At 63.6% G+C, this 21,827-nt stretch carries 20 protein-coding genes and 1 pseudogene; all 21 read left to right on the forward strand.

Going from position 1 to position 21,827, the window contains the following annotated elements:
- The first annotated feature begins 193 nt into the window (after positions 1-193).
- Positions 194-736 (forward strand): DMT family transporter, encoded by a 543-nt coding sequence (locus tag AC5RW2_RS33665; RefSeq protein ID WP_494074980.1) that lies wholly within the window; start codon positions 194-196, stop codon positions 734-736.
- A 216-nt stretch (positions 737-952) separates the two neighbouring features.
- Positions 953-1,093, forward strand: a complete 141-nt coding sequence (locus AC5RW2_RS33670) for a hypothetical protein (protein WP_494032137.1) — start codon at positions 953-955, stop codon at positions 1,091-1,093.
- Between the two features lie 63 nt (positions 1,094-1,156).
- Entirely contained in the window at positions 1,157-2,089 is a 933-nt protein-coding gene (locus AC5RW2_RS33675) for a cyclase family protein (RefSeq protein ID WP_494032138.1), read from the forward strand.
- Between the two features lie 47 nt (positions 2,090-2,136).
- A pseudogene (locus AC5RW2_RS33680) lies at positions 2,137-2,838 on the forward strand (aldo/keto reductase).
- 252 nt (positions 2,839-3,090) lie between these two features.
- Positions 3,091-3,486: a VOC family protein gene (locus AC5RW2_RS33685; protein WP_494032139.1), complete on the forward strand. Its 396-nt coding sequence runs from the start codon at positions 3,091-3,093 to the stop codon at positions 3,484-3,486.
- A gap of 491 nt (positions 3,487-3,977) precedes the next feature.
- The gene (locus AC5RW2_RS33690) at positions 3,978-4,298 is read left to right on the forward strand and encodes an SDR family NAD(P)-dependent oxidoreductase (protein ID WP_494074979.1); all 321 of its coding nucleotides are present in this window, start codon (positions 3,978-3,980) and stop codon (positions 4,296-4,298) included.
- Entirely contained in the window at positions 4,295-5,470 is a 1,176-nt protein-coding gene (locus tag AC5RW2_RS33695; protein ID WP_494032141.1) for a CaiB/BaiF CoA transferase family protein, read from the forward strand. The genes AC5RW2_RS33690 and AC5RW2_RS33695 overlap by 4 nt, the downstream gene beginning before the upstream one ends.
- Entirely contained in the window at positions 5,470-6,678 is a 1,209-nt protein-coding gene (locus tag AC5RW2_RS33700) for a CaiB/BaiF CoA transferase family protein (RefSeq protein WP_494032142.1), read from the forward strand. The genes AC5RW2_RS33695 and AC5RW2_RS33700 overlap by 1 nt, the downstream gene beginning before the upstream one ends.
- 55 nt (positions 6,679-6,733) lie before the next feature.
- Complete coding sequence (locus tag AC5RW2_RS33705) at positions 6,734-8,077, forward strand: NtaA/DmoA family FMN-dependent monooxygenase (RefSeq protein ID WP_494032143.1); 1,344 nt, start codon at positions 6,734-6,736, stop codon at positions 8,075-8,077.
- A gap of 18 nt (positions 8,078-8,095) precedes the next feature.
- Positions 8,096-8,941: an alpha/beta fold hydrolase gene (locus AC5RW2_RS33710; RefSeq protein ID WP_494032144.1), complete on the forward strand. Its 846-nt coding sequence runs from the start codon at positions 8,096-8,098 to the stop codon at positions 8,939-8,941.
- A gap of 23 nt (positions 8,942-8,964) precedes the next feature.
- Positions 8,965-9,744, forward strand: a complete 780-nt coding sequence (locus AC5RW2_RS33715) for a 2-keto-4-pentenoate hydratase (protein ID WP_494032145.1) — start codon at positions 8,965-8,967, stop codon at positions 9,742-9,744.
- Positions 9,741-10,682: an acetaldehyde dehydrogenase (acetylating) gene (locus tag AC5RW2_RS33720; protein ID WP_494032146.1), complete on the forward strand. Its 942-nt coding sequence runs from the start codon at positions 9,741-9,743 to the stop codon at positions 10,680-10,682. Before AC5RW2_RS33715 ends, AC5RW2_RS33720 begins: the two co-directional genes overlap by 4 nt.
- On the forward strand, positions 10,679-11,692 hold the full coding sequence (gene dmpG / locus AC5RW2_RS33725; RefSeq protein ID WP_494032147.1) for a 4-hydroxy-2-oxovalerate aldolase: 1,014 nt from the start codon (positions 10,679-10,681) through the stop codon (positions 11,690-11,692). Before AC5RW2_RS33720 ends, dmpG begins: the two co-directional genes overlap by 4 nt.
- A 42-nt stretch (positions 11,693-11,734) precedes the next feature.
- Entirely contained in the window at positions 11,735-12,736 is a 1,002-nt protein-coding gene (locus AC5RW2_RS33730; RefSeq protein WP_494032148.1) for a VOC family protein, read from the forward strand.
- A gap of 194 nt (positions 12,737-12,930) precedes the next feature.
- Positions 12,931-13,134, forward strand: coding sequence for an FAD-binding protein (locus AC5RW2_RS33735; RefSeq protein WP_494032149.1), 204 nt, complete (start codon positions 12,931-12,933; stop codon positions 13,132-13,134).
- A gap of 26 nt (positions 13,135-13,160) precedes the next feature.
- Entirely contained in the window at positions 13,161-14,990 is a 1,830-nt protein-coding gene (locus AC5RW2_RS33740; protein ID WP_494032150.1) for a flavin-containing monooxygenase, read from the forward strand.
- 18 nt (positions 14,991-15,008) lie between these two features.
- The gene (locus tag AC5RW2_RS33745; protein WP_494032151.1) at positions 15,009-16,169 is read left to right on the forward strand and encodes a flavin reductase; all 1,161 of its coding nucleotides are present in this window, start codon (positions 15,009-15,011) and stop codon (positions 16,167-16,169) included.
- Between the two features lie 79 nt (positions 16,170-16,248).
- A complete protein-coding gene (locus tag AC5RW2_RS33750; protein ID WP_494032152.1) occupies positions 16,249-16,464 on the forward strand; it encodes a ferredoxin in 216 nt (71 codons plus the stop codon).
- Entirely contained in the window at positions 16,461-17,717 is a 1,257-nt protein-coding gene (locus AC5RW2_RS33755; RefSeq protein ID WP_494032153.1) for an NAD(P)/FAD-dependent oxidoreductase, read from the forward strand. Before AC5RW2_RS33750 ends, AC5RW2_RS33755 begins: the two co-directional genes overlap by 4 nt.
- Positions 17,718-18,688: 971 nt before the next feature.
- On the forward strand, positions 18,689-20,236 hold the full coding sequence (locus AC5RW2_RS33760; protein WP_494032154.1) for a Re/Si-specific NAD(P)(+) transhydrogenase subunit alpha: 1,548 nt from the start codon (positions 18,689-18,691) through the stop codon (positions 20,234-20,236).
- Between the two features lie 51 nt (positions 20,237-20,287).
- A complete protein-coding gene (pntB, locus tag AC5RW2_RS33765) occupies positions 20,288-21,700 on the forward strand; it encodes a Re/Si-specific NAD(P)(+) transhydrogenase subunit beta (protein WP_494032156.1) in 1,413 nt (470 codons plus the stop codon).
- Positions 21,701-21,827 lie beyond the last annotated feature (127 nt).

Below are 21,827 nucleotides of genomic sequence, written 5' to 3' on the forward strand. Positions count from 1 at the left end.
GCTGCGCTGGATCGCTCGGTCGCCGACACGAAGTGCCTCACGTCCTGAACCTGAGGGCGGACGATCGGGGTGGCCACTGGGGACGCCGCATCGGCCCCGGTCAGCTACATTCTATCTGCATACATGTGTCCGATCGGCCGCGCCCGTGCATCCGAGACGTGTGTCGCGCTCGGGCGTCCTCTCGATTGCCGTGGTGTTTGTCTGCGGCGCTGCGGTCACGGTGCAGACAGCCGTGAATGCGAGCGTGAGCATCGCGACGAATTCGGCGCTGCCGGCGACGGCGATCAATCAAGGCAGTGCTCTCGTCCTCGGCCTTGCGCTTGCGCTGGCGCTGGGGTCGTTTCCTCGTGCCGTGCGGAACCTCCGGCAGCGACGTTCGGAAATTCGCTGGTGGTGGTTCCTGGGCGGACTGATGGGTTTCGTCGCGGTCCTTCTGATGGTGTCAGCTGCGCCGGCGTTGGGCCTCGTCACGCTCTCGGTCGCACTGACGCTCGGGCAGCTGGCAGGCTCGGTTGCCGCTGATGCGAGCGGGATCGGACCGGGTGGCCGACGAGCCACGACCGTCGTGAGGGTCGCCGGGATCGCCACGGCGTTCGCTGCAACGATCGTTGCCGGTATCGGACGCTTCGAGTTGGAGAACCTCCTCCTCGTCCCGCTCGTCGTCGTCGCCGGGGTGCTCGCGGCATTCCAGCAGCCTGCTGGGCGGTCATCGTCACCGGAGAGTGGCCGGCGATGACAGTCCTCAACTTCGCCATCGCGAGCCTCGCCCCCCTTGGTCGCCGTGGCCATCAGTGCATTCACCGCGCCGTTTGATTTCGGTGCGGTGCCCTGATGGGCTCCGATCGGCAGCATCCTCGGGCTCATCATCGGCGTCGTGCTCGCGCGTGCCGCCCGGACGATCGGCGTGCTCACCGCGATGCCCTGCCTTGCGGCCAGCTAGGCTATCTCCGCGGTGGTCGCCGACCTGATTGCACCGATCGGCAAGGCCGAAGTCACGTTCGGAGTGGTCGTCAGCGCGGCTCTCTCGCTGATCGCTGTCGGGCTTGCCGGGCTCAGCGGAAATTCCGCTGGACGAGCACGCCGGAAATTGTAAGGTATGTACTAAGTGCTTGGATACGGTGATCCAAGCGGATCTAAGCGTCAAAGGAGTCACTTCATGGCCAGGAAACTGCCAACCTTCGAAGAGGTGCGTGGCTACCTCGACCTCGAGCGTAACTGGGGACGCTGGGGCGAGGACGACGAGCGGGGTACGATCAATCTAATCACCCCGGCAAAGCGAGTCGAAGCAGCGCAACTCGTGCGCAGCGGGCGTACGGTGTCTCTCTCGCGGCCAATCGCGACGACGCCGGGCCCGGGGAATCCGCAGCCGGCCGTGCATTCCTGGACGCGCAGTCCGATCCACAGGGGTGGGTACGCCGGCGATTATTTCGGCTTGGCGCCCCACGGTCATGCAACGACGCATCTCGACGCGCTGTGCCACATCTGGGATGAGGACGGCATGTACAACGGCCGTGTGCCCGAGGAGACCGTCGAGATCGGAGGCGCCAACTTCGGATCGATCGACGCGTGGTCCGACGGAATTATGACGCGGGGAGTCATCCTCGACGTTCCACGCCATCGAGGTACTGACTACGTCGAGCAGGACGAGCCGGTGCACGGCGGCGAACTCGAGGAGATCCTCGAGAAGCGGGGGATCGAACTGCGCCCCGGCGATGCGCTTGTGGTGTACAGCGGCCGCGAGGCATGGCAGCAGGCGCACCCCGACCGCCCATACGGTCACTACACCAATGCCGAGGGCATCAGAGAGAGCCCCGGCCTGCACGCCTCCTGCCTTCCGTTCATTCGCCGGCACGACGTCGGGGTGCTCGTCTGGGACATGCTCGACGCGAAGCCGTACGGCTACGACGTCACATGGACCATTCACGGGGCGATCGCTTCGTACGGATTGGCGGTCCTCGACAACGCGCTGCTCGAGCCGCTGGCGCTCGCCTGCCGCGACGAGGACCGCGACGAGTTCATGCTGTTCACGGCGCCGCTGGTGCTGAACGGGGGCACCTCTTCCCCGGTTAATCCGATTGCGGTGTTCTGAGGGGTCCGGGCGGATGAAACAAGGCGGTCTCGATACCAGTTTCGGCGGTGTGCCGGCGATCCCCTAAACTCGGGCCATTCGATTTTGCGGGTATTGACACGAGCACGCGAGCGATCGAGCAGGCGATCGAAGTCGGGTACCGCCACTTCGACTGCGCTCCGATCTATGGCAACGAGGAGGGGCTGGGCCGTGCGGTCGCCACGAGCGGGGTGCCCCGCGACGACAGCCTCGACCGCCTAGGGCTGGACTATGTCGACCTTTTCCTGATCCACTGGTCACATCCTGGCCTCGGTCTGATTCAGGACACCTGGGCGTCCATGGAGGAGGTTGCCGAGAGCGGAAAGGCCCGCACCATCGGCGTGGCCAACTTCCGTATCAACGACCTCGAGCTGATCCGCCGGTCGGGGACGATCCTGCCGACCGTTGACCAGGTCGAGCTCCATCCGCTGTTCCAGCAGCGGGAGCTGCGGACATACCTGGAGGGGCTCGGTGTCCGGGTGCAGGCGTAGGCGCCACTGGCGCAGGGCAAGGTAGATCGCGCCTCGCTGCCTCATCTGGGAGCCATCACCGAATCACACGGCAAGTCGATCGCGCAGGTCGTTCTCCGTTGGCACATTGAGCAGGGGCGGATCGTCTTCCCGAAATCCGCGACGTTCGCACACATCCAAGCCAACTTCCAGATCTTCGATTTCGAGCTCACCCCGCCGATATCGGACGGATCAATGCGCTCGACCAGGGGCGGCGGTTAAGCCGCGGCTCTGCGGCCTGGTAACGAGACGGCGCTGGCCCCCACTCTGAAGGAGCACGTCATGATCCCGAGCAACATCCGACAGATGGCCTACTTCTGCGATGCCGAGAACTGGGACGCGACGGTCGGATTCTGGCAGCGCCACGCCGGGCTCGGGCCCGTGTAAACCGCAGTCGTCCAACCGGAGAACCAGATCTACCGTGGGCAGCCCACCGACGGTAAGCTCGAGACCGCCATGGGGTACATCGGGAATGTGCAGTTCGAGGTCATCCGCCCCCTCAACGATGCGCCATCACCGTGGACGGAGTGGGGCACCCCTGACGTGGAGATCCCGCCGGCGGGGTATTTCCACCACTTCATGATCGAGACCGAGGATTTCGACGCCACCATGGCGAATTTCCTCGCGGGAGGCGCCTCCGTCGGGCTCATCGCGGACCCGCCGGGTGGCGGGCGCTTCGCCTACCTCAATGTGCGGTCGACGTTCGGGTGCTGGATCGAGCTATCACAGCGCACGCCGTGGCGAGACATCGTCGAACAGATGAAGGACGCGACGGACTCCTGGGACGGCGTCAGCGACCCGCGACGTTCTTATTTCGAGCTTGTCACGGAAGCGCAGTCGATCGCGTGCGATGAGCACGTCCAAATGTAATGTCCGGGTGCGTTGTTACCCGACATGGCGCTGAACTTTCCTGGACGTCACTCTCTCAATTACAAGGGGCTCTCCCGAACCCGACAGGATCATAGACACCAGGTGTGCCCGCGCACTTAAGGCAGTGACAGCTGGGGCGTGAGCCGGCAGGCATACCCCGGCGCTCGGCCACGTGGACCTCAGTCCTGTGGGTGCAGGATTCCGGTTCCTCGCACAGAGAAATATGGAGTAGCATGCACATAGAGGATGAAGATCATGCACATTGTGTACTAAGCTGGGGTCAAATTAGTGAGCCAGATCGCATGATGCGTCCCCGAGCGGCCTGAACCAATCTCAAGGAGGAGAGCGTGTTGATCGCGAACATCACCAAGCCCGGCATTCGGGCGGTACACGGGCACGCCATCCACGATGACCTCTTCGCCGAGGCTAGGACTCGCCGATCGCAACCGTTTACGCGGTGCTGAGAGGACAAAATGCAAATATCATCCGGAATGAGTGCTGGCGTCACGGGCGTGGGAGCGTACGCGGCGTCGAAGGCCGCGGTCGATGCCGCGTCGCATACCCTTCGCGGCGAGCTCGCCGACAAGGGCATCGGCGTCTCCACGTTGCACCCGGGCAAGGTCCGCACCGGCATCCTCACGACGGAGGACGCGGTCGGATGGATCACGGTCCGCGGCATTGAATTGAACCTCCCGCGGATACTCACGCACCCGTGGCCGATAGAACAGCTTCATGCGACGGCTGACGACTCTGTTCGCGGCCTGCCCGACTACGCCACGTGGCCCGGTGTAGAGCACGGAGGTGCGAAATGAGCGCGTCGATGGAGATGACCGGCGCACTCGCCGGAGTCCGCGTACTCGAGTTCGGAGGGGTCGGGCCAGGGCCGTACGGGTGCATGCTGCTCGCCGACCTGGGAGCGGATGTGATTCGCATCGACCGTCGGGATGCAGGGCCGGGGGAAAAGCGCAGCATCCTGAACCGAGGCAAGCGATCCGTCGCCATCGATCTGCAGAATTCTTCGGCACTCGATGTGGTGCGTCGACTGGTGGAAGACGCGGACGTGCTCGTGGATCCGTTCCGGCCGGGGGTGATGGAGCGGCTCGGCCTCGGCCCTGACACCGTGCAGGGCTGGAATTCCTCGCTGGTGTATGCCCGGATGACGGGATGGGGCCAGGAGGGGCCGTATGCGGCGACCGCCGGCCATGATCTTGGGTATATCGCGGTCACGGGACTTCTGCACTCAGTCGGCAGCAAGGGTGGTCCTCCACAGATCCCGCTCAACATCGGCGGTGACTTCGGCGGCGGTGGTACATTTCTCGTGATCGGCGTGCTTGCCGCGCTTCTGAAGGCACGCGCAACCGGGGTCGGGGACGTCGTCGACGTCGCGATGGTCGACGGCGCGGCGAGTCTGCTCGCCGGCACGTTTACCATGCTCAACGGTGGTCGCTGGGTCGATGAGCGGGGCTCGAACCTGCTCGACGGAGGTGCACCGTTCTATTCGGTCTACGCGACGCAAGACGAGCGATACCTAGCGGTTGCTCCACTTGAGCCGAAGTTCTTCCAGGAGTTCGTGCGGATCAGCGGAGTCGGTATCGACCCGGCGAGTCAGTACGACCGCACGACCTGGCACACGATGCGCGAGGTGATCGCGAATCGGATCCGTATGAAACCGCTCGACGACTGGATGGCGGTCTTCAACGGAACCGACGCGTGCGTCGTGCCGGTGGAGACCTTGACCTCGTCTGATTCGAATGAGCACGTTCTCGCTCGCGGCACCATCGTGCGGTCGGATGCCGGTGTGCAGCCGGGCATAGCGCCACGAATCGGCGGGTACAGCCCGGCTCCCCCGGCGATCGGTTCGTCGCCTTTGCCGGGCGAGCATACGAGGGAGGTCCTCAGTGCAGTCGGCCTGGATGTCGACGAGTTGTTGATCGCTGAGGTCATTGCAGTGACGGAAATGGTTGAGCGAGAGGTGATGAAGTGATGGCAAGACCTTTGGAGGGAATCCGGGTCATCGATGTCGGCGTGTGGCATGCGGGACCGGGTGCCGGTGCGATCCTCGGGGATCTGGGCGCCGACGTCATCAAGATTGAAGCGCCGGGTGGCGACCCCGAGCGGACCTGGCTGGGATCGACGGTGCTGCGCACACGGGACATCGACCGGGACGATGATTGGAATCTCCTGTTTGACATCTCCAATCACAGCAAACGCAGTCTTTGCCTGGACATCGCTTCGGACGCCGGCCGCGACGTCCTGCAACGGCTGGTAAGTAGCGCAGACGTGTTCCTCACGAACCTGCGTCCGCCGACCAAGCGCAAGCTCGGAATCAACTATGAGACGCTGGCGTCGCTGAATCCGGACCTGGTGCATGTGAATGTCACCGGCTTCGGCTCACGGGGGGACCGTGCTGATCACGGCGCCTTCGACACGCTCGGTCAGGCCGGCTCGGGAATCATGTGGGCGATGGCCGGCGAGAGCCCTGTTCCGCTGCCGGGTCTGACCGTGGACCACCTGGCAGCAACCATGGCTGCGAATGCGGCAATCACGGCGCTGCTGGGGCGGGAGCGCGGTCACGGTGGCACCGATGTGCATGTTTCCCTGTACGGAGCCGGTGCGTGGCTGTTCCACGGGTGGCTCGCCGCAACTTCCGCGCTTGGGACCCTCCCCGACCTCCGCTACGACCGAAAACGCAAGTCACCGATGCTCAGCATCTTCGAGTGCGCGGACGGCCGTTGGATCGTTGGAACCAATCCCGGTACTAAGCCTTGGGCGCACTTCTGCCAGACCCTCGGGCGTCCCGACCTGATCGGCGATGGACTCGATCTGACCGATCTTGACGCGCTGGAGCGGACCTACGACGAACTGGCCCCCATCTTCCGCACGAAGACCGCTTCAGAGTGGGTCGATAAGGTCTTCGTCCCCAAGGGCATCATGTTCGCTCCGGTCCAGACATGGCAGGACGTGCTGACCGACCCGCAGGCGCTGGCGAACGACTACGTCGTGCCGATCCAGCATCCGGAGCTCGGCGAGATCGCCATGCCAAGCTTCCCGGTCGCCTTCGGCAGGTACGACGTGAAGCGGCGAGGTAACGCAGCTCCCGAGCTGGGCGCGCACAACGAGGAGATCCTCAGCGAGCTGGGGATGTCGCAGGCCGAGATCGATGCGCTGCAGGCCAGTCCGGCGCTCACCTGAGGTGGCATCACGGACGAACAGATTTCCAGACCGACATAGAGTGAGGAACCTTTCAATGACAGACCGGACGATGAACCTAGTCGCGTTCGTTTCCGCATCCACAGTCCAGGCATCGATGGGTGGGTGGACGCATCTTGCGACGGATCCGAGGATCCTCGATCCTGATTACTACGTCGGCATCGCGCGCACTCTTGAGCGTGGCGGCTTCGATGCCATGTTTATCGACGATCGCCTCGCGATGCCGACGACGTACGGCAATAGCCCGGCGGAAGCCGTGCGCCGCGGATCGAGAGTGGTCAAGCTCGATCCGCTGGTGATCATGAGCCTGCTCGCTGGTCAGACCTCGACGCTCGGGCTCGGGGCGACGTACTCAACCACGTACTACGCGCCCTACCACGTCGCGCGCGCATTTGGGACGCTCGATTACATGTCCCAGGGCCGGGCCATCTGGAACATCGTTACCTCGCTCAATGCGGACGAGGCCGAGAACTTTGGCACCGAATACATGGACCCTGAGATGCGATACGACCGCGCAGACGAGTTCCTTGAGATCGTGACCGGCCTCTGGGAGTCCTGGGGCCCCGACGCCGTGATCCTCGACCGTGAGTCACGCACGTTCGCCGATCCGGACAAGGTGCACGAGCTCAACTTCCGGGGGAAGTTCCTCTCCTCGAAGGGGCCCTTGACGGTGCCCCGGCCGCCGCAGGACTGGCCGCTGCTGCTGCAGGCGGGCCAGTCCGGGCGCGGCCAGCAGTTTGCGGCCCGCTGGGCGGACCTGGTGTTCACCGCACCGGTCGACGCCGACGGCGCGCGGAACCACTACGCCAAGCACCAGGAGGCACTGAAGGGATACGGCCGTTCCGAGGGTGCAGCCAGGCTGCTTCCGTCGGTTCTTCCCATCGTCGGTGAGACCGAGGAGGTGGCGCTGCTCAAGCAGAAGATCTACGACGACAACACCGATCCGGGCGAGCAGCTCGTGATGATCTCTGAAAGCGCGAACGTCGACCTGTCGGCTTACCCTCAGGACGAACCGATCCTGGACGAGATCCTCGCCAATGTGACCGGCAGCACAGGTCTTTTTGCGAATGCGGTGACGAGGGCCAAGCGGGCGTTCGGTGAGAACGCGACGATCATGGACCTCGCGAAGGCACAGGCGCGCGGTGGAACGTACCGCATGGTGGGCAGCCCGACGCAGGTCGCCGACCAGATGGAGGAGTGGTTCACCAGCCGTGCGTGCGACGGATTCGTCATCCAGCCGACGTTCATGCCGGGAGCCTTCGAGGACTTCACGAGGCTCGTTGTTCCCGAGCTGCGAAAGCGTGGTCTCGTCGCTCCCGACTCGAGTGAGGCCGGAACGCTGCGGCAGCGACTCGGGTTCTCGAAGCGCTCGGCCGACTGAGTATCGAAAGGAGACGTTATGACACTTTGGACCGAACTCGAGGGTCTCGACTACTCGATCCGCCATGTTCAGGTCGGCTCATGGTCGACGCGGGTGCTCGAGCATGGCAGCGGCGACCCGTTCATCATCATGCACGGAACCGGTGGGCATCTTGAGGCTTTCCTCAAGAACCTCCGGGCGCTTGGCGAGCATTACCGTGTGATCCTCTACGACTTCCCGGGCCACGGCTGGACCACGACCACGACCGTGGACCTCGAGATCGACGACTACATAGATCACCTGACCGGGTTCATGGACGCACTCGGCATCGAGCGCGCCCACCTGAGCGGGGAGTCACTCGGCGGGTGGGTCGCGGTCAAATTCGCGGCGAAGTATCCCGAACGGGTCGGGAAGCTCATCCTGAACACTCCGGGCGGCACGATGGCACGACCCGAGGTCATGGAAAGTATTCGTTCGCTGAGCCAGGCTGCGGCCGATGACCCGAGCGATGAGCGGATCCGCGCCCGCCTCGAATGGCTGATGGCCGACCCGGCGACGGTGACCGATGAGCTGGTCCGGGTTCGGCAGGGCATATACAGTCGTCCGGGCTTCGCGGTGTCGATGGCGCACATCCTCTGTATGCAGACCCCCGAAATCCGGCAGCGCAACCTTGTCACTGACGAAGAACTCGCTTTGATCGCCGCACCGACAATGGTGATCTGGACCAGCGACGACCCGTCAGGTCCGGCCAAGGCCGGGCTCGATATGGCAGAGAAAATCCCCAACGGCGAATTCCAGCTGATCGAGAACGCGGGTCACTGGCCGCAGTGGGAGCAGCAGCGGCGCTTCGATGAGCTTGCGCTCGAGTTCCTCGGGAGGGGTTGATGGCGAGCAGGACAGATGCAATCATGCGGGCAGCTGACCGGCTCGAGGCGGCGACGGCATCCGGTACGCCCTGCGCGCCGGTCAACGACCTGATCGGTCTCACCGACATCAATGCGGCGTACCGTACGCAAAGCCTCGTGACCGAGCGTCGGATCGTTCGCGGTGCTCGTCTCATCGGTAAGAAGATCGGGCTCACCTCCGAAGCGATTCAGACACAGGTCGGGGTGGACCGGCCCGACTTCGGGGTCCTCTTTGACGACATGCAATTCAAAGACGACGAGGAGATTCCGTTCCGGTTCCTCCTTCAGCCGAAGGCCGAGGCGGAGATCGCGTTTCTTCTGTCGAAGGACATCACAGATGCCTCCGACCGCGATACGATCCGCGATGCGATCGCTCTGCAGTTCCCTGCAATCGAGGTCGTCGACAGCAGGGTCGCGGACTGGAACATCAAGATCACCGACACCGTCGCCGACAACGCCTCGTCGGGTGTGTTCGTCCTCGGCGCGCACGGGGTGCCCCTGGACGCCCTCGAACCGGCTGGGGTGTCAATGCGGATGCTGCGCAATGGCGACGTCGTGTCGACGGGCGACGGGCGGGCCTGCCTGGGCGATCCGCTGAATGCGGTGGCGTGGCTGGCCGAGACGATGATCGACCTCGGCACCCCACTCATGGCAGGCGACATCGTGCTCTCGGGGGCACTGGGGCCGATGGTGCCGGTCTCACCCGGGGATGTCTTCATCGCCGACATCCCGCCACTGGGCACCGTCACAGCTCGATTTTCACGAAAGGAATCAGCGGAATGAGCGACAAGACAGGGGTCGCGATCGTCGGCTCCGGAAACATCGGGACCGACCTCATGTTCAAGATCATCCGAGGCTCGGAGAATCTCCGCGTTGCGGCGATGGTCGGCATCGATGAGAGTTCGGACGGCCTTGCACGCGCGCGACGCCTCGGCATCCCCACGACCCACGAGGGCGTCGCCGGACTGATCGAGATGCCGGAGTTCGGCGAGGTCGAGATCGTGATGGACGCCACGAGCGCAGGCGCCCACATCGCCAACGCCGAACTCCTGGCACCGCACGGTGTTCGACTCATCGACCTGACACCGGCGGCAATCGGCCCGTTCGTGATTCCCCCGGTGAACTTCGAGGAGCATCTCGATGCTCCGAACATCAATATGGTTACCTGCGGCGGGCAGGCCACGATCCCGATCGTCGCCGCCATCTCGCGAGTCACGGACGTCCCCTACGCGGAGATCGTCGCATCCGTCTCGTCGAGGTCCGCCGGTCCCGGGACGCGGGCGAATATCGATGAGTTTACGGAGACAACGGCGCACGCCATCGAGCAGGTCGGCGGCGCCAAGCGCGGCAAAGCCATCATCATCCTCAATCCCGCCGAGCCGCCGCTCATCATGCGGGACACGGTCTATGCCCTCATCGGCAAGGCCGATCACGATGCGGTCCGCAGCTCCATCGCCGACATGATCGCCGAGGTGGCGACATATGTGCCCGGGTACCGTCTCGTGCAGGAGGTGCAGTTCACCCCCGCCGATCCTGCCGAGGTCGTGGCCCTCCTGCCCGAGGGCTCTGCTCCGGTCGACACGCGGGTGACGGTCTTCCTGGAAGTCGAGGGCGCTGCGCATTACCTGCCCGCGTATGCCGGGAATCTCGACATTATGACATCCGCAGCAGCGCGCGTTGCGGAGCGGATTGCAGAGCAGGCGAAGGCGGTGGCCCGATGACGGCGAAGGTATACATCCAGGACGTCACGCTTCGGGACGGCATGCACGCGCTGCGTCACCGCATCACCCCGGAGAACGTCGGGAAGATCAGTGCGGCGCTGGACGCTGCGGGCGTTGCCGCGATCGAGGTGTCGCACGGCGACGGTCTCGCCGGCGCCAGCCTGAACTACGGGCCCGGCAGCAACACCGACTGGGAGTGGATCGAAGCGGTGGTCGCCAACGTGAAGAACGCAGTCGTGACAACACTGCTGCTTCCCGGCGTCGGGACGATTAAAGAGCTGCACAGGGCGTACGACCTCGGTGTGCGCTCCGTCCGAGTCGCGACGCACTGCACAGAAGCCGACGTCGCCCACCAGCACATCGCGGAAGCGCGCAAGATCGGTATGGACGTCTCAGGCTTCCTCATGATGGCGCACATGATTCCGGCCGCCGAACTCGCCAAACAAGCCAAGCTGATGGAATCGTATGGCGCGCATTGCGTCTACATCACCGACTCGTCGGGCCGGCTCACCACAGGCGAGGTGCGGGAGCGCGTGCGCGCATACCGGGACGTGCTCGAGCCGGACACGCAGATCGGCATCCACGCCCACGAGAATCTCTCACTCGCGGTGGCCAACTCCATTGCCGCTGTCGAGGAAGGGGCATACCGCGTCGACGCCTCGCTCGCCGGGCAGGGCGCCGCAGCCGGGAACGCGCCGATCGAGCCGCTTGTCGCGGTCATGAATCTGCTCGGCTGGGAGACCGGCTGCGACCTGGACGCGCTCGAGGACGCGGCCGATGACCTCGCCCGCCCGCTCCAGGACCGCCCGGTCCGCGTCGACCGCGAGACGCTCACGATCGGATATGCGGGCGTCTACGGAAGTTTCCTCAGGCACGCAGAGAATGCATCGCGCCTGTACGGAGTCGACGCGCGCGCGATCCTCATCGAGGCCGGCAGGCGCAAGCTCGTCGGCGGGCAGGAGGACATGCTCGTCGACATCGCCCTGAATCTGCAGACGCAGGCCAACTGACATTCCTGCTGGCGCAGGAGAACAATGAAGGAGAAACACGCAATGAATTGGCGTGATCAGTACGACCCGGGCCCCCGGATCGCATATGCAGGAAGTATCCACCTCGGTACCCTCGATCTCGAAAAGTCGCTGGGGTTCTTTCGCGACCTGCTCGGTATGGAGGTCGTTCACCAGGAGGACGGTGTGGCCTATCTGCGGGGATACCAGGAGCTCGTCCATCACTCACTCGTCCTCACCCAGCAGGACGTAGCGAACGTCAACGCCTACAGCTTCCGCGTGCAGCGGCCTCAGGATGTCGAACTGTTCGCAGCCGAACTCCAGAAGCAGGAGATCGAGGTGCTCGAGCTCCCCTCCGGCAGCGAGGCCGGGAGGGGCACGGCAATCCGGTTCCTCATGCCTTTCAGCGAGCACCCGTTCGAGTTCTACTACGACATCGAGAAGCCGCTCGCTCCCGAGGAGATGCGCTCGCGGATCCCCACCAACAGCTCGAAACGGCGGGGACTGGGTGTGCGCCGGGTCGACCACTTCAACATTCAGACCAGCCCCGGCACGATGAATCAGACCGAAGCCTGGCTGCAGGAGAACATGGGGCTCAAGCGGCGCGAGTACATCATGATGCCCGATCATCCAACCACGATCATGGCCTCCTGGATGTCAGCGACGACGCAGATGCACGACGTGGCGCTGGGGATCAACCGTGACGAGAAGCTGGCGCAGATGCACCACGTCGCGTTCAACCTCGAGAACTACCACGACATGCTCACGGCCGCCGATCGGATCCGCGACCTTGACATCGAATGGGGTGTGGGTCCCGGCAAACACGGCGTCGGCCAGGCAATGTATCTCTACGTGCATGACCCCGGGTCGGGACATCGCATCGAGCTCTACTCGGGCGGGTACCAGATCTTCGATCCCGACTGGGAAGCGGTTCTCTGGGAACCCGAGAACATCCCGCACGGAATGACGTGGTACGGCGAGGCAATCGATATAACGCCAGGCAGCCGCGGCCGGGCCACGACGCCATCGGCCGGCCTCAAGTACTAAGACGGTTTTCGGGGATCCCGGCCCTGGGTACGACGGCGTGGCCGGGATCACGAAATATGGTCGCGCCGATGGCGCGGATACGGTATCGTGCAATAAATGCATGGACGTGGTGGTCCAATGCAGCCCGTCGCCAACGTTGGCGTGGGGTCATGCAGCGTCGGACCGCCGGGCTGCTGACCGTTTGGAGGTAAAGCATGGCATTGGACGTCGATTTGCTCGTGGTGGGGTCAGGCGTCGGCGGGATGACCGCGGCACCGGCCGCGAAATCGCGTGGACTTCGCACGCTCGTGGTCGAGAATTCCGCCAAGTTTGGCGGATCGACCGCGTTGTCCGGTGGCGGTATCTGGATGCCCGGCGCTGCCGCACTGGTGGCATACGTTTCATGTTCGTGGTTCTGAAAAATCTGTGAGGGAGTGGGTGCTCGATGGTGAGTGATGTGGTTATTGACGGTGTTCAGCGTTGGTTCCGTGATTTTGAGGCGGTGTTGGCGGCAGGTTCTCGTGAGGGGTTGGAGGGCCTGTTCGCTGAGGTGTCTTACTTGCGGGATAACGGTGTCTTGACGTGGGATTATCTGCAGTTCCATGGTCGTGACGCGACGGTGTCGGCGCTGATGGAGATCACGGAGGTGAATCATCCGCGGGGATTTGTGTTGTCGCGGCGCTGGCCGGGTCCTCGGCTTGTGGGCGAGGGTGCGGACGAGCGCCTGGAGGCATTCGCGGATTTCGAGACGGACGCAGCGTCCGGGACGGCGTTTTTCCATGCGGTGCTGAATTCGGAGTCCCCCTATGGGTTTGACGTGTTCGCGTTGTTCACGCGGATCGAGGCAGTGAAGGGCGTGGAGCCGCCGGTGCGGTATCCGCGTGGGATCGGGTTCGAGCCCAGAAGGCCTGATGAGCATTGGCAGGATCGTCGGGCTCGTGATCTGGAGTATGTGGACCGTGATCCGGAAGTGCTGGTCATCGGCGGCGGTCAGGCGGGCCTGATCCTGTCGGCGCATCTGAAGCGGTTGGGTGTGGACGCGTTGATCATCGAGAAGCATCCACGGGTGGGGGATAACTGGCGGAACCGGTACGACTCGTTGTTCCTGCATAACCCGATCGAGATGAATGATTTCCCGTTCCTGCCGTTCCCGGATCATTACCCGGAGTATCTGCCGAAGGATGTGCTGGGGGATTGGCTGGAGATCTATCAGCGGTACCTGGATCTCGATGTGTGGTTGTCGACGAAGTTCGTCAATGCGGTGTATGACGATGTCAAGCATGAGTGGACCGCGACGGTGGAGCGGGAGGACGGCAGCGTTCGGGTGCTGCACCCGAAGCACATCGTGCATTGCACCGGCGGATTCGGCGGGAAGCGGCATTTGCCGACGATTCCCGGGCTGGAGGACTACGAGGGCACGACGATCCATTCCGAGCAGTACCGCCGCGCGGCCGATTATGACGCGAAGCGGGCGATCGTGTTCGGCGTCGCCACGAGCGGGAACGATGTGGCCGAGGATCTGTCGAAGAACGGCATGCCCGTAACCATCGTGCAGCGCGGTCCGGTGATCGTGACGGAGCTGGAGACGGCGAACCAGATGGTGTACAGCGGCTTCCTCGATCCGGAACAGCCGACGGACCTGGTCGATATCCGGTACAGCATGGGCTGGATCTATCCGCTGCGGGTGCAGAACGCCCAGCGTAGCCACAAGAAGATGATCGAGATGGACCGGGAGTTGCTGGAGGGTCTCGAGCAGGCGGGTGTGAAGCTGTGGGATGGCCCGAACGGAATGGGCTGGCTGGGTCTGTACTGGACCCGCGGCGGCGGGTATTACCTGAACAAGGGAACCTCGCAGCGGATCATCGAGGGCAAGATCGATGTGCTGCAGTCCGACCGGATCGTGCGGGTTGTGCGCAACGGTGTCGAGCTGGATGACGGGACGGTCGTCGAGGCGGAGCTGTTCGTGTTCGCAACCGGCTATGAGGGGCGCAGGGTCGAGTTGGTCGAGCAATTTGGTGCGGAGGTGGCTGCGAAGCTCGGCGAGGTCGGCGTGCTTGACGAGATCGGGGAGTGGCGCGGCTTCTGGGGGCAGAGCGGGCAGCGTGGCCTCTGGTTGAACGGTGCGGGTATCAACAGTGCCCGGCCGCAGTCTGAACGCCTCGCGCTGCTGATCAAGGCCGATCTGGACGGACATATTCCGGATAGTTTCCGTCGTCCTGCCCAGGGCGAGATCGATACCCGGTTCGCCCAGAACCGCATCCTCGCCTCATCTTGATCCCAGGAGGTCACTCTCATGTCAGCTCAACAGTTGGACGCCGTAGAGGCACGTCACTTCCGAAATGTCTTGGGCCAGTTGCCCACGGGCGTCGTGGCAATCACTTCGCGCTCTGCGGTGGACGGCTCTCCTGTCGGCATGACCCTCGGGTCATTCACGTCGGTGTCTCTCGACCCGCCACTGGTGGCATTTCTTCCAGACCGCTCGTCATCGACATTCCCGCATATCCGCCAGGCAGGCAGATTCTGCGCGAATATCCTCTCGAGTAATCAGAAGGAAGTCAGTCGAACCTTCGCAACGCGGGGAGTCGACCGCTTCGCGACGATCGACTGGCGTCCGGCGCCACAGACGGACTCCCCGATCATCGAGGGAAGCCTCGCCTGGATCGACTGCGAAATCGTCCAGATCCATGAAGCGGGCGACCACGACATCGTCATCGGGCGCGTCCTGGATCTGCAGACGCAAACCGCGGGCTTCCCACTGGTGTTCTTCCAAGGTGGTTACGGCACGTTCACTCTGCGCTCGCTTGTCCTGGCCACTAGCGGGAGCCTGAATGAATCAGCGCGGCTTGCCGAGGCTCTCAGGCCCGAGCTTGAGCAGATCTCAGCTGAGTTCGGCGTCGAAGGCAGGGTGTTCGCGCATGAGCGCGACGAGCTGGTCGTCGTCATGACCACCGGATACACCGGACCGGCCGATCGAGTCGGCATGATCCTGCCCTTCTGCCCGCCCTTCGGAATCAGCTTCGCAGCGTGGGGCAATCGTGAGGTGCGCGACGCGTGGTATGGCGCGCTCCCCGGAGGAGTCTCCGACGACCAGCGTGCCGTGCTCGAGGCTCAGCTCGATCGCATCCGCGAACAAGGGTGGACGGTATCGTACGCGAACGACCCAATGAACACGGTTGGCAGGGTTCTGGAGGATATCGCCGAAATCGGTTCGACTCCTACGCTCGAACGCGAGCTGGTCGACGCGGGGCGGGAGCTGACCGCGGATCTCGGCAACGTTCGACCGCTCGACGCACAGAGTGTCGATTCGGTGCGTTCGATCACGGCTCCCGTGCTTCGTGAGGACGGTTCCCCGACGCTGCACCTTGTGCTGCGTGGATTCCGCCCGGGGACCGACGTCGCGACGGTGGAGCGTGCCCGCGAACGGCTGCTCGAAGCTGCCCGAAACGTGCGGTAAGCAGGTGCACCGGAACGGGCCACGATGGTGTGCCCAATCATTAGGACCAGTGGGTTAGTGATTTCAACGGAGAAGAGCTATGAAAGTTAATGTCGATCGTTCGAAGTGCGTCAGCCTGGGTGTCTGCGAGACGGCCTCGTCCGTCTTCGAGCTGGATGAGGACAGCGAACTCGTCATTCACGAGGATCGAATTCCCGGCACAAGCCTCGACGAGCTGCGTGAAGCGGTGCAGTCCTGCCCGGTCAAGGCGCTCACCCTGATCCAGGCCGACGAGACGGTGAAGGAATCCGCATGATCGGCGAGGTCAAGGCGCGCTACGGCACCGTGATCGTCGGCGGCGGTCATGCCGGCGTGCAGGCGGCAGCGGCGCTGAGCTCCGGTGGCTTTGAGGGGGGAATCGCCGTCTTGAGCGCCGAGGCGGTCCTGCCGTACGACCGCCCGTCCCTTTCCAAGGGGTACCTCGACGAGGGTTTGGCTGACGATGACTTCCTCCTTCGGTCACCTGAGTTCTGGCAGAAGCCGGGCCTGGAGCTCATTCGCGGGGTCACGGTCGTCGCAGTTCATCCGAAACAGCACCTGGTCGAGACGGCGGAGGGTGAGCTCTACGAGTACGGGGTGCTCATTTGGGCCGCGGGGGGTGACGCACGACGGTTATCGGTTCCCGGCGCGGACCTGGCCGGAGTTCACACGGTCCGCCGCCTTGAAGACGCACAACGGGTGCGCGACGAGGCGGCCAAGGCTGAAGCGGCCGTCATCATCGGCGGCGGCTACATCGGCCTGGAAACAGCGGCTGCGCTCAGGAACCTCGGCCTGACGGTCACGGTCATCGAAGTCGCAGATCGCCTGCTCGCGAGGGTCACCAGCCCCGTTGTCGCCGATTACTTCATAGACCGTCACCGGGCGCACGGCGTCGACTTCCGCCTCGGCACGGGGGTCGAGGAGATCATCGGCGAGGCCGGGCATACCACGGCCGTCCGGTTGAGCAGCGGCGAGGTTCTTCCAGCGGACATCGTTATCGTCGGTGTCGGGCTGATCCCGAACATCGATGCCATGGCGACAGCCGGCGCCGTCATCGGAAATGGCATCGAAGTGGACGAATTCGGCCGCACATCGCTCTCAGACGTGTACGCGATCGGTGACTGCGCGAGCTTCCCGATCCCGCTATACGGCGGTGCGCGAGTGCGACTCGAGTCGGTGCAAAACGCCGCCGATCAGGCGAAGTCCGTGGCGGGCGCCATCCTAGGATCGCCGCAGGTGTATGCCCCGAAGCCCTGGTTCTGGTCGCACCAGTTCGAGGAGAGGCTTCAGACGGTCGGGCTTCTCACCGGGTACGACGATCTCGTGGTTCGTGGCAATCCTGCTGATGGTCGCTTCAGCGTGGTGTACCTCAAGGAGTCACAGATCATCGCGATCGATGCGATCAATTTTGTGAAGGATTTTGCACACGGGAAGATCGTCGTCGGGTCGCGGTACGAGGGATCCAGTAATGCGCTCGCTGACGTATCGGTCGGACTCAAGGACCTGCTCGCGGTGCCGGTGCACGGCTGAAGCCGGTCCCTTCTCTGTCGCCGTGCCCTCGCCGGTGGACGACCGGGGTACCAGTAATAGTCGGCCATTTGGTTGGCACCTTCCTTTGTCGCTGGTTGGTGCGGGTATCTGATGATGGATAAACGCTGATGATTTCGGTGTCATCCCAGAAGGTCATGGGTGCGTCTCCTTCGGTGTCCAAAATCAATAGAGTCGTCTTGGCCGCGTTGACACACGGTGTCAACAAAAAGGGTGGGACTGTCGCACCAGGGAGGCTGCGCAGGGCCTTGCTCGACATCCGCGGCCGCTACCGTATATGCCTCCCGATGCCAACCTTGGTCCGGGCAACCAAACCATGATGTCTCCAAGTACGAGGTAAAGCCCTATGCACAGCAACCCCTACGTGACACATATCAAGTATGACGACCCTGCCTTCGCAAGGCTTTGGGAGCTGAAGGATGACATTGTCGAGCTTCATTGGCTCGATGGACGACGTCGGACTGGATGCATCGAACAGGTTCTTCGCGCCCAGGGTGTCTTGTGGCTCATTGAGGAGGACCTGGGAATGCGTGAACTCGTGTTTGCCGACGAGCTAGTCAGCTTCAAGGAAGTGCGGGGGGACGCACCTGGGCGCCATGGAGACGATCGGGACCATGCAGGGTAAGCCGGTGGCCTTCGCTGGTGCTGACGCGTCGATCCCGCACCTTCGAAGATGGAGGCTGGCATGAACCTCACCTCCGGCACTTGGGGTGCATACCTGCGTAGGGCAGGTGCTCGCGTCTGCTGAGATTTGGACGCCTGGGCCGCCATCGTGAGCGCTTCGACCGCATTGCGCGCCGGTGTGCCGGAGGTCGAGCGTAACGATTTCCGTGCGGGCGTATTTGAGCTTTCCACTGAAGTGGTCATGAGGTCCCCGGGGGCTTACTGGCAAGCCGCAAGACAAAGATCTTTGCCTGTAACGGCAATAAATTAGGACGGAGAGGAAGAGAAACGTGGAACGCATCGGGATCGTGGCCGAGTCGGGCCGGGAGACCCGTGTGGCGGCAACGCCGAGCACGGTGAAGCAGCTGATTGGCCTGGGGTATGAGGTCATGGTCGAGATGGGTGCGGGAGAGGCCGCCTCGTTCACCGATGAGGCGTATGTGAGAGCAGGCGCGGCGATCGGCGCTGCGGGAGAAACGTGGGCCAGTTCGGTGGTGTTGAAGGTGAATCCGCCCGCCGACGAAGAAATCGGTTTGCTGCGGGCCGGAGCGACTCTGATCAGTTTGCTGAGCCCGGCGTTTCGTCCGGATCTGCTGGAGGCGCTGGCGGCGCGTTCGGTCACGGCTTTGGCGATGGACGCGGTGCCCCGTATTTCCAGGGCGCAGTCCATGGATGTTCTGAGTTCGATGGCGAACATTGCCGGGTACCGGGCAGTGGTTGAAGCAGCCAATGAGTTTGGCTGGTTCTTCACCGGGCAGGTGACGGCTGCGGGTAAGGTGCCGCCTGCGAAAGTACTGGTTGCCGGTGCAGGTGTGGCGGGTCTGGCCGCGATTGGTGCTGCAAGCAGTCTCGGTGCCATCGTTCGTGCGACCGACCCGAGGCCGGAAGTGGCCGATCAGGTCAAGTCGATCGGCGGGGAGTACCTCAAGGTTGAAGTCGACCTTGAAATGACGTCCTCCGACGGCTACGCGAAGGCCACCAGCGAGGCCTACAACCTGCGCGCTGGGCAACTGTACTCCGAGCAGGCCCGCGAGGTGGACATCATTATCACCACCGCCCTCATTCCGGGCCGCCCGGCCCCCAGGCTCATCACAGCCACCGACGTCGCGGGCATGAAGCCGGGCAGCGTGATCGTGGACATGGCCGCTGCCCAGGGCGGCAACGTCGAAGGATCTGTCGCCGGTGAACGGGTCGTTACTGACAACGGGGTGGTGATCCTCGGCTACACGGATCTGGCAGGACGGCTGCCTGCCCAGGCCTCGCAGCTGTATGGCACGAATCTGGTCAACCTGCTCAAGCTGCTGACACCAGGTAAGGACGGGCAGCTGGTTCTGGACTTCGAGGACGTCGTGCAGCGTGCCGTGACCGTGGTGCGCGAAGGCGAGACGACCTGGCCGCCGCCTCCGGTCCAGGTTTCCGCTGCCCCCACGGCACCGGCCGCTGCCCCGGTCGGTGAACCTGCCGAGGCCGGCGGCTCGTCCAAGGGCACGTGGCTCACGCCCTCCCGCAGGGCAGGGCTCATCGCCGCAGGTATCGCCGCCCTGCTGGCCATCACCGCGATTGCCCCGGCGCCCTTGCCGCAGCACTTTACGGTGCTGGTGTTGTCGGTGGTGATCGGCTTTTACGTCATTGGCAAGGTCCACCATGCCCTCCACACACCGCTGATGTCCGTTACCAACGCCATCTCCGGGATCATTGTGGTCGGTGCCCTGCTTCAGGTCACCCACGGCAACCTCCTCATCCAGCTCCTGGCCGCCGTTGCGATCCTGCTTGCGAGCATTAATATCTTCGGCGGCTTCGCCGTTACCCGGCGCATGCTCGGGATGTTTGCCAAATGACGACCGGTCCGATGCCTGAACTGATCAAGGAAGCCAACAGTGTCTAACACCATGTCCGGTCTGTTGACCGCAGAATCCTTCGCCGGTGCCGCGTACCTCGTGGCGGCCCTGCTGTTCATCCTGAGCCTCGCCGGGCTGAGCAAACATGAAACGTCCCGGGCAGGTGTCGTCTACGGCATGTCCGGCATGGGGATCGCGCTGGCTGCGACGATCTGGCTGACACTGCAGAATGCCTGGGGCAGCCAGGCCGGGATGATCGGTATCGCCCTGCTTGTCGGGGCCGTGGTCATCGGCGGGGCCATCGGTCTGTGGCGGGCCCGCGTCGTGGAGATGACCGGCATGCCGGAACTGATCGCGCTGCTGCACAGCTTCGTCGGCCTTGCCGCCGTGCTCGTGGGGTGGAACGGCCACTTTGAGGCACCGGACCTCTCCGGCGCCCTGAAAGACATTCACCACGCGGAGGTATTTATCGGTGTGTTCATCGGTGCCGTGACCTTCACCGGTTCAATCGTGGCGTTCCTGAAGCTGTCGGCCCGCATGAAGTCAGCCCCGCTGGTCCTGCCGGGCAAGAACATCCTCAACGTCGCAGCGCTGCTGGCCTTTGTGGCACTGACTGTTTGGTACGTGCTGGATTCCCGGCTGTGGCTGCTGGTCGTCGTTACTGCCCTCGCCCTGGCACTGGGATGGCACCTGGTGGCCTCCATCGGCGGCGGTGACATGCCCGTCGTTGTCTCGATGCTCAACAGCTACTCCGGCTGGGCGGCCGCGGCCGCGGGCTTCCTGCTGAACAACGACCTGCTCATTGTCACGGGTGCGCTGGTCGGCTCCTCGGGTGCCTACCTGTCCTACATCATGTGCAAAGCGATGAACCGCTCCTTCCTATCCGTCATCGCCGGCGGATTCGGCATCGAGGCCACCAAAGGGAGCGACACCGAATACGGGGACCACCGCGAAATCACGGCCGATGAACTTGCCGACCTGCTCAAGAACGCCTCCAGTGTGGTCATCACTCCCGGATACGGCATGGCCGTCGCCCAGGCACAACACCAGGTAGCCGAGCTCACCCGTAAACTGCGGGAGCGCCAGGTGGACGTGCGCTTCGGCATCCACCCCGTGGCCGGCCGACTGCCCGGACACATGAACGTCCTCCTGGCCGAAGCGAAAGTGCCCTATGACATCGTCCACGAAATGGACGAAATCAACGACGAACTCTCCGGAACGGATGTCGTCCTCGTCATCGGCGCCAACGATACGGTGAACCCGGCCGCAGCCGAGGACCCGGCAAGCCCGATCGCCGGCATGCCCGTACTGCGCGTATGGGAAGCCGGCAACGTCGTGGTATTCAAACGCTCCATGGCCTCAGGCTATGCCGGCGTGCAGAATCCACTCTTCTTCCGCGAAAACTCACAGATGATTTTCGGCGACGCCAAAGACCGCGTAGAAGACATCCTCCAAAGAATCTAGGGATTGCAGATTAACTGCTGCTTTCCACTACTAGTAGTACTTTGTTAGGTCGGTGGTGCGTGTTGGCAGTAGGGGCAGCGGCTAAGCAGTTGGACGAGGTGTTCCTGGAGTGCTTTGAGGACCTCGT

The organism is Arthrobacter sp. B0316-1-20 (assembly GCF_059091865.1).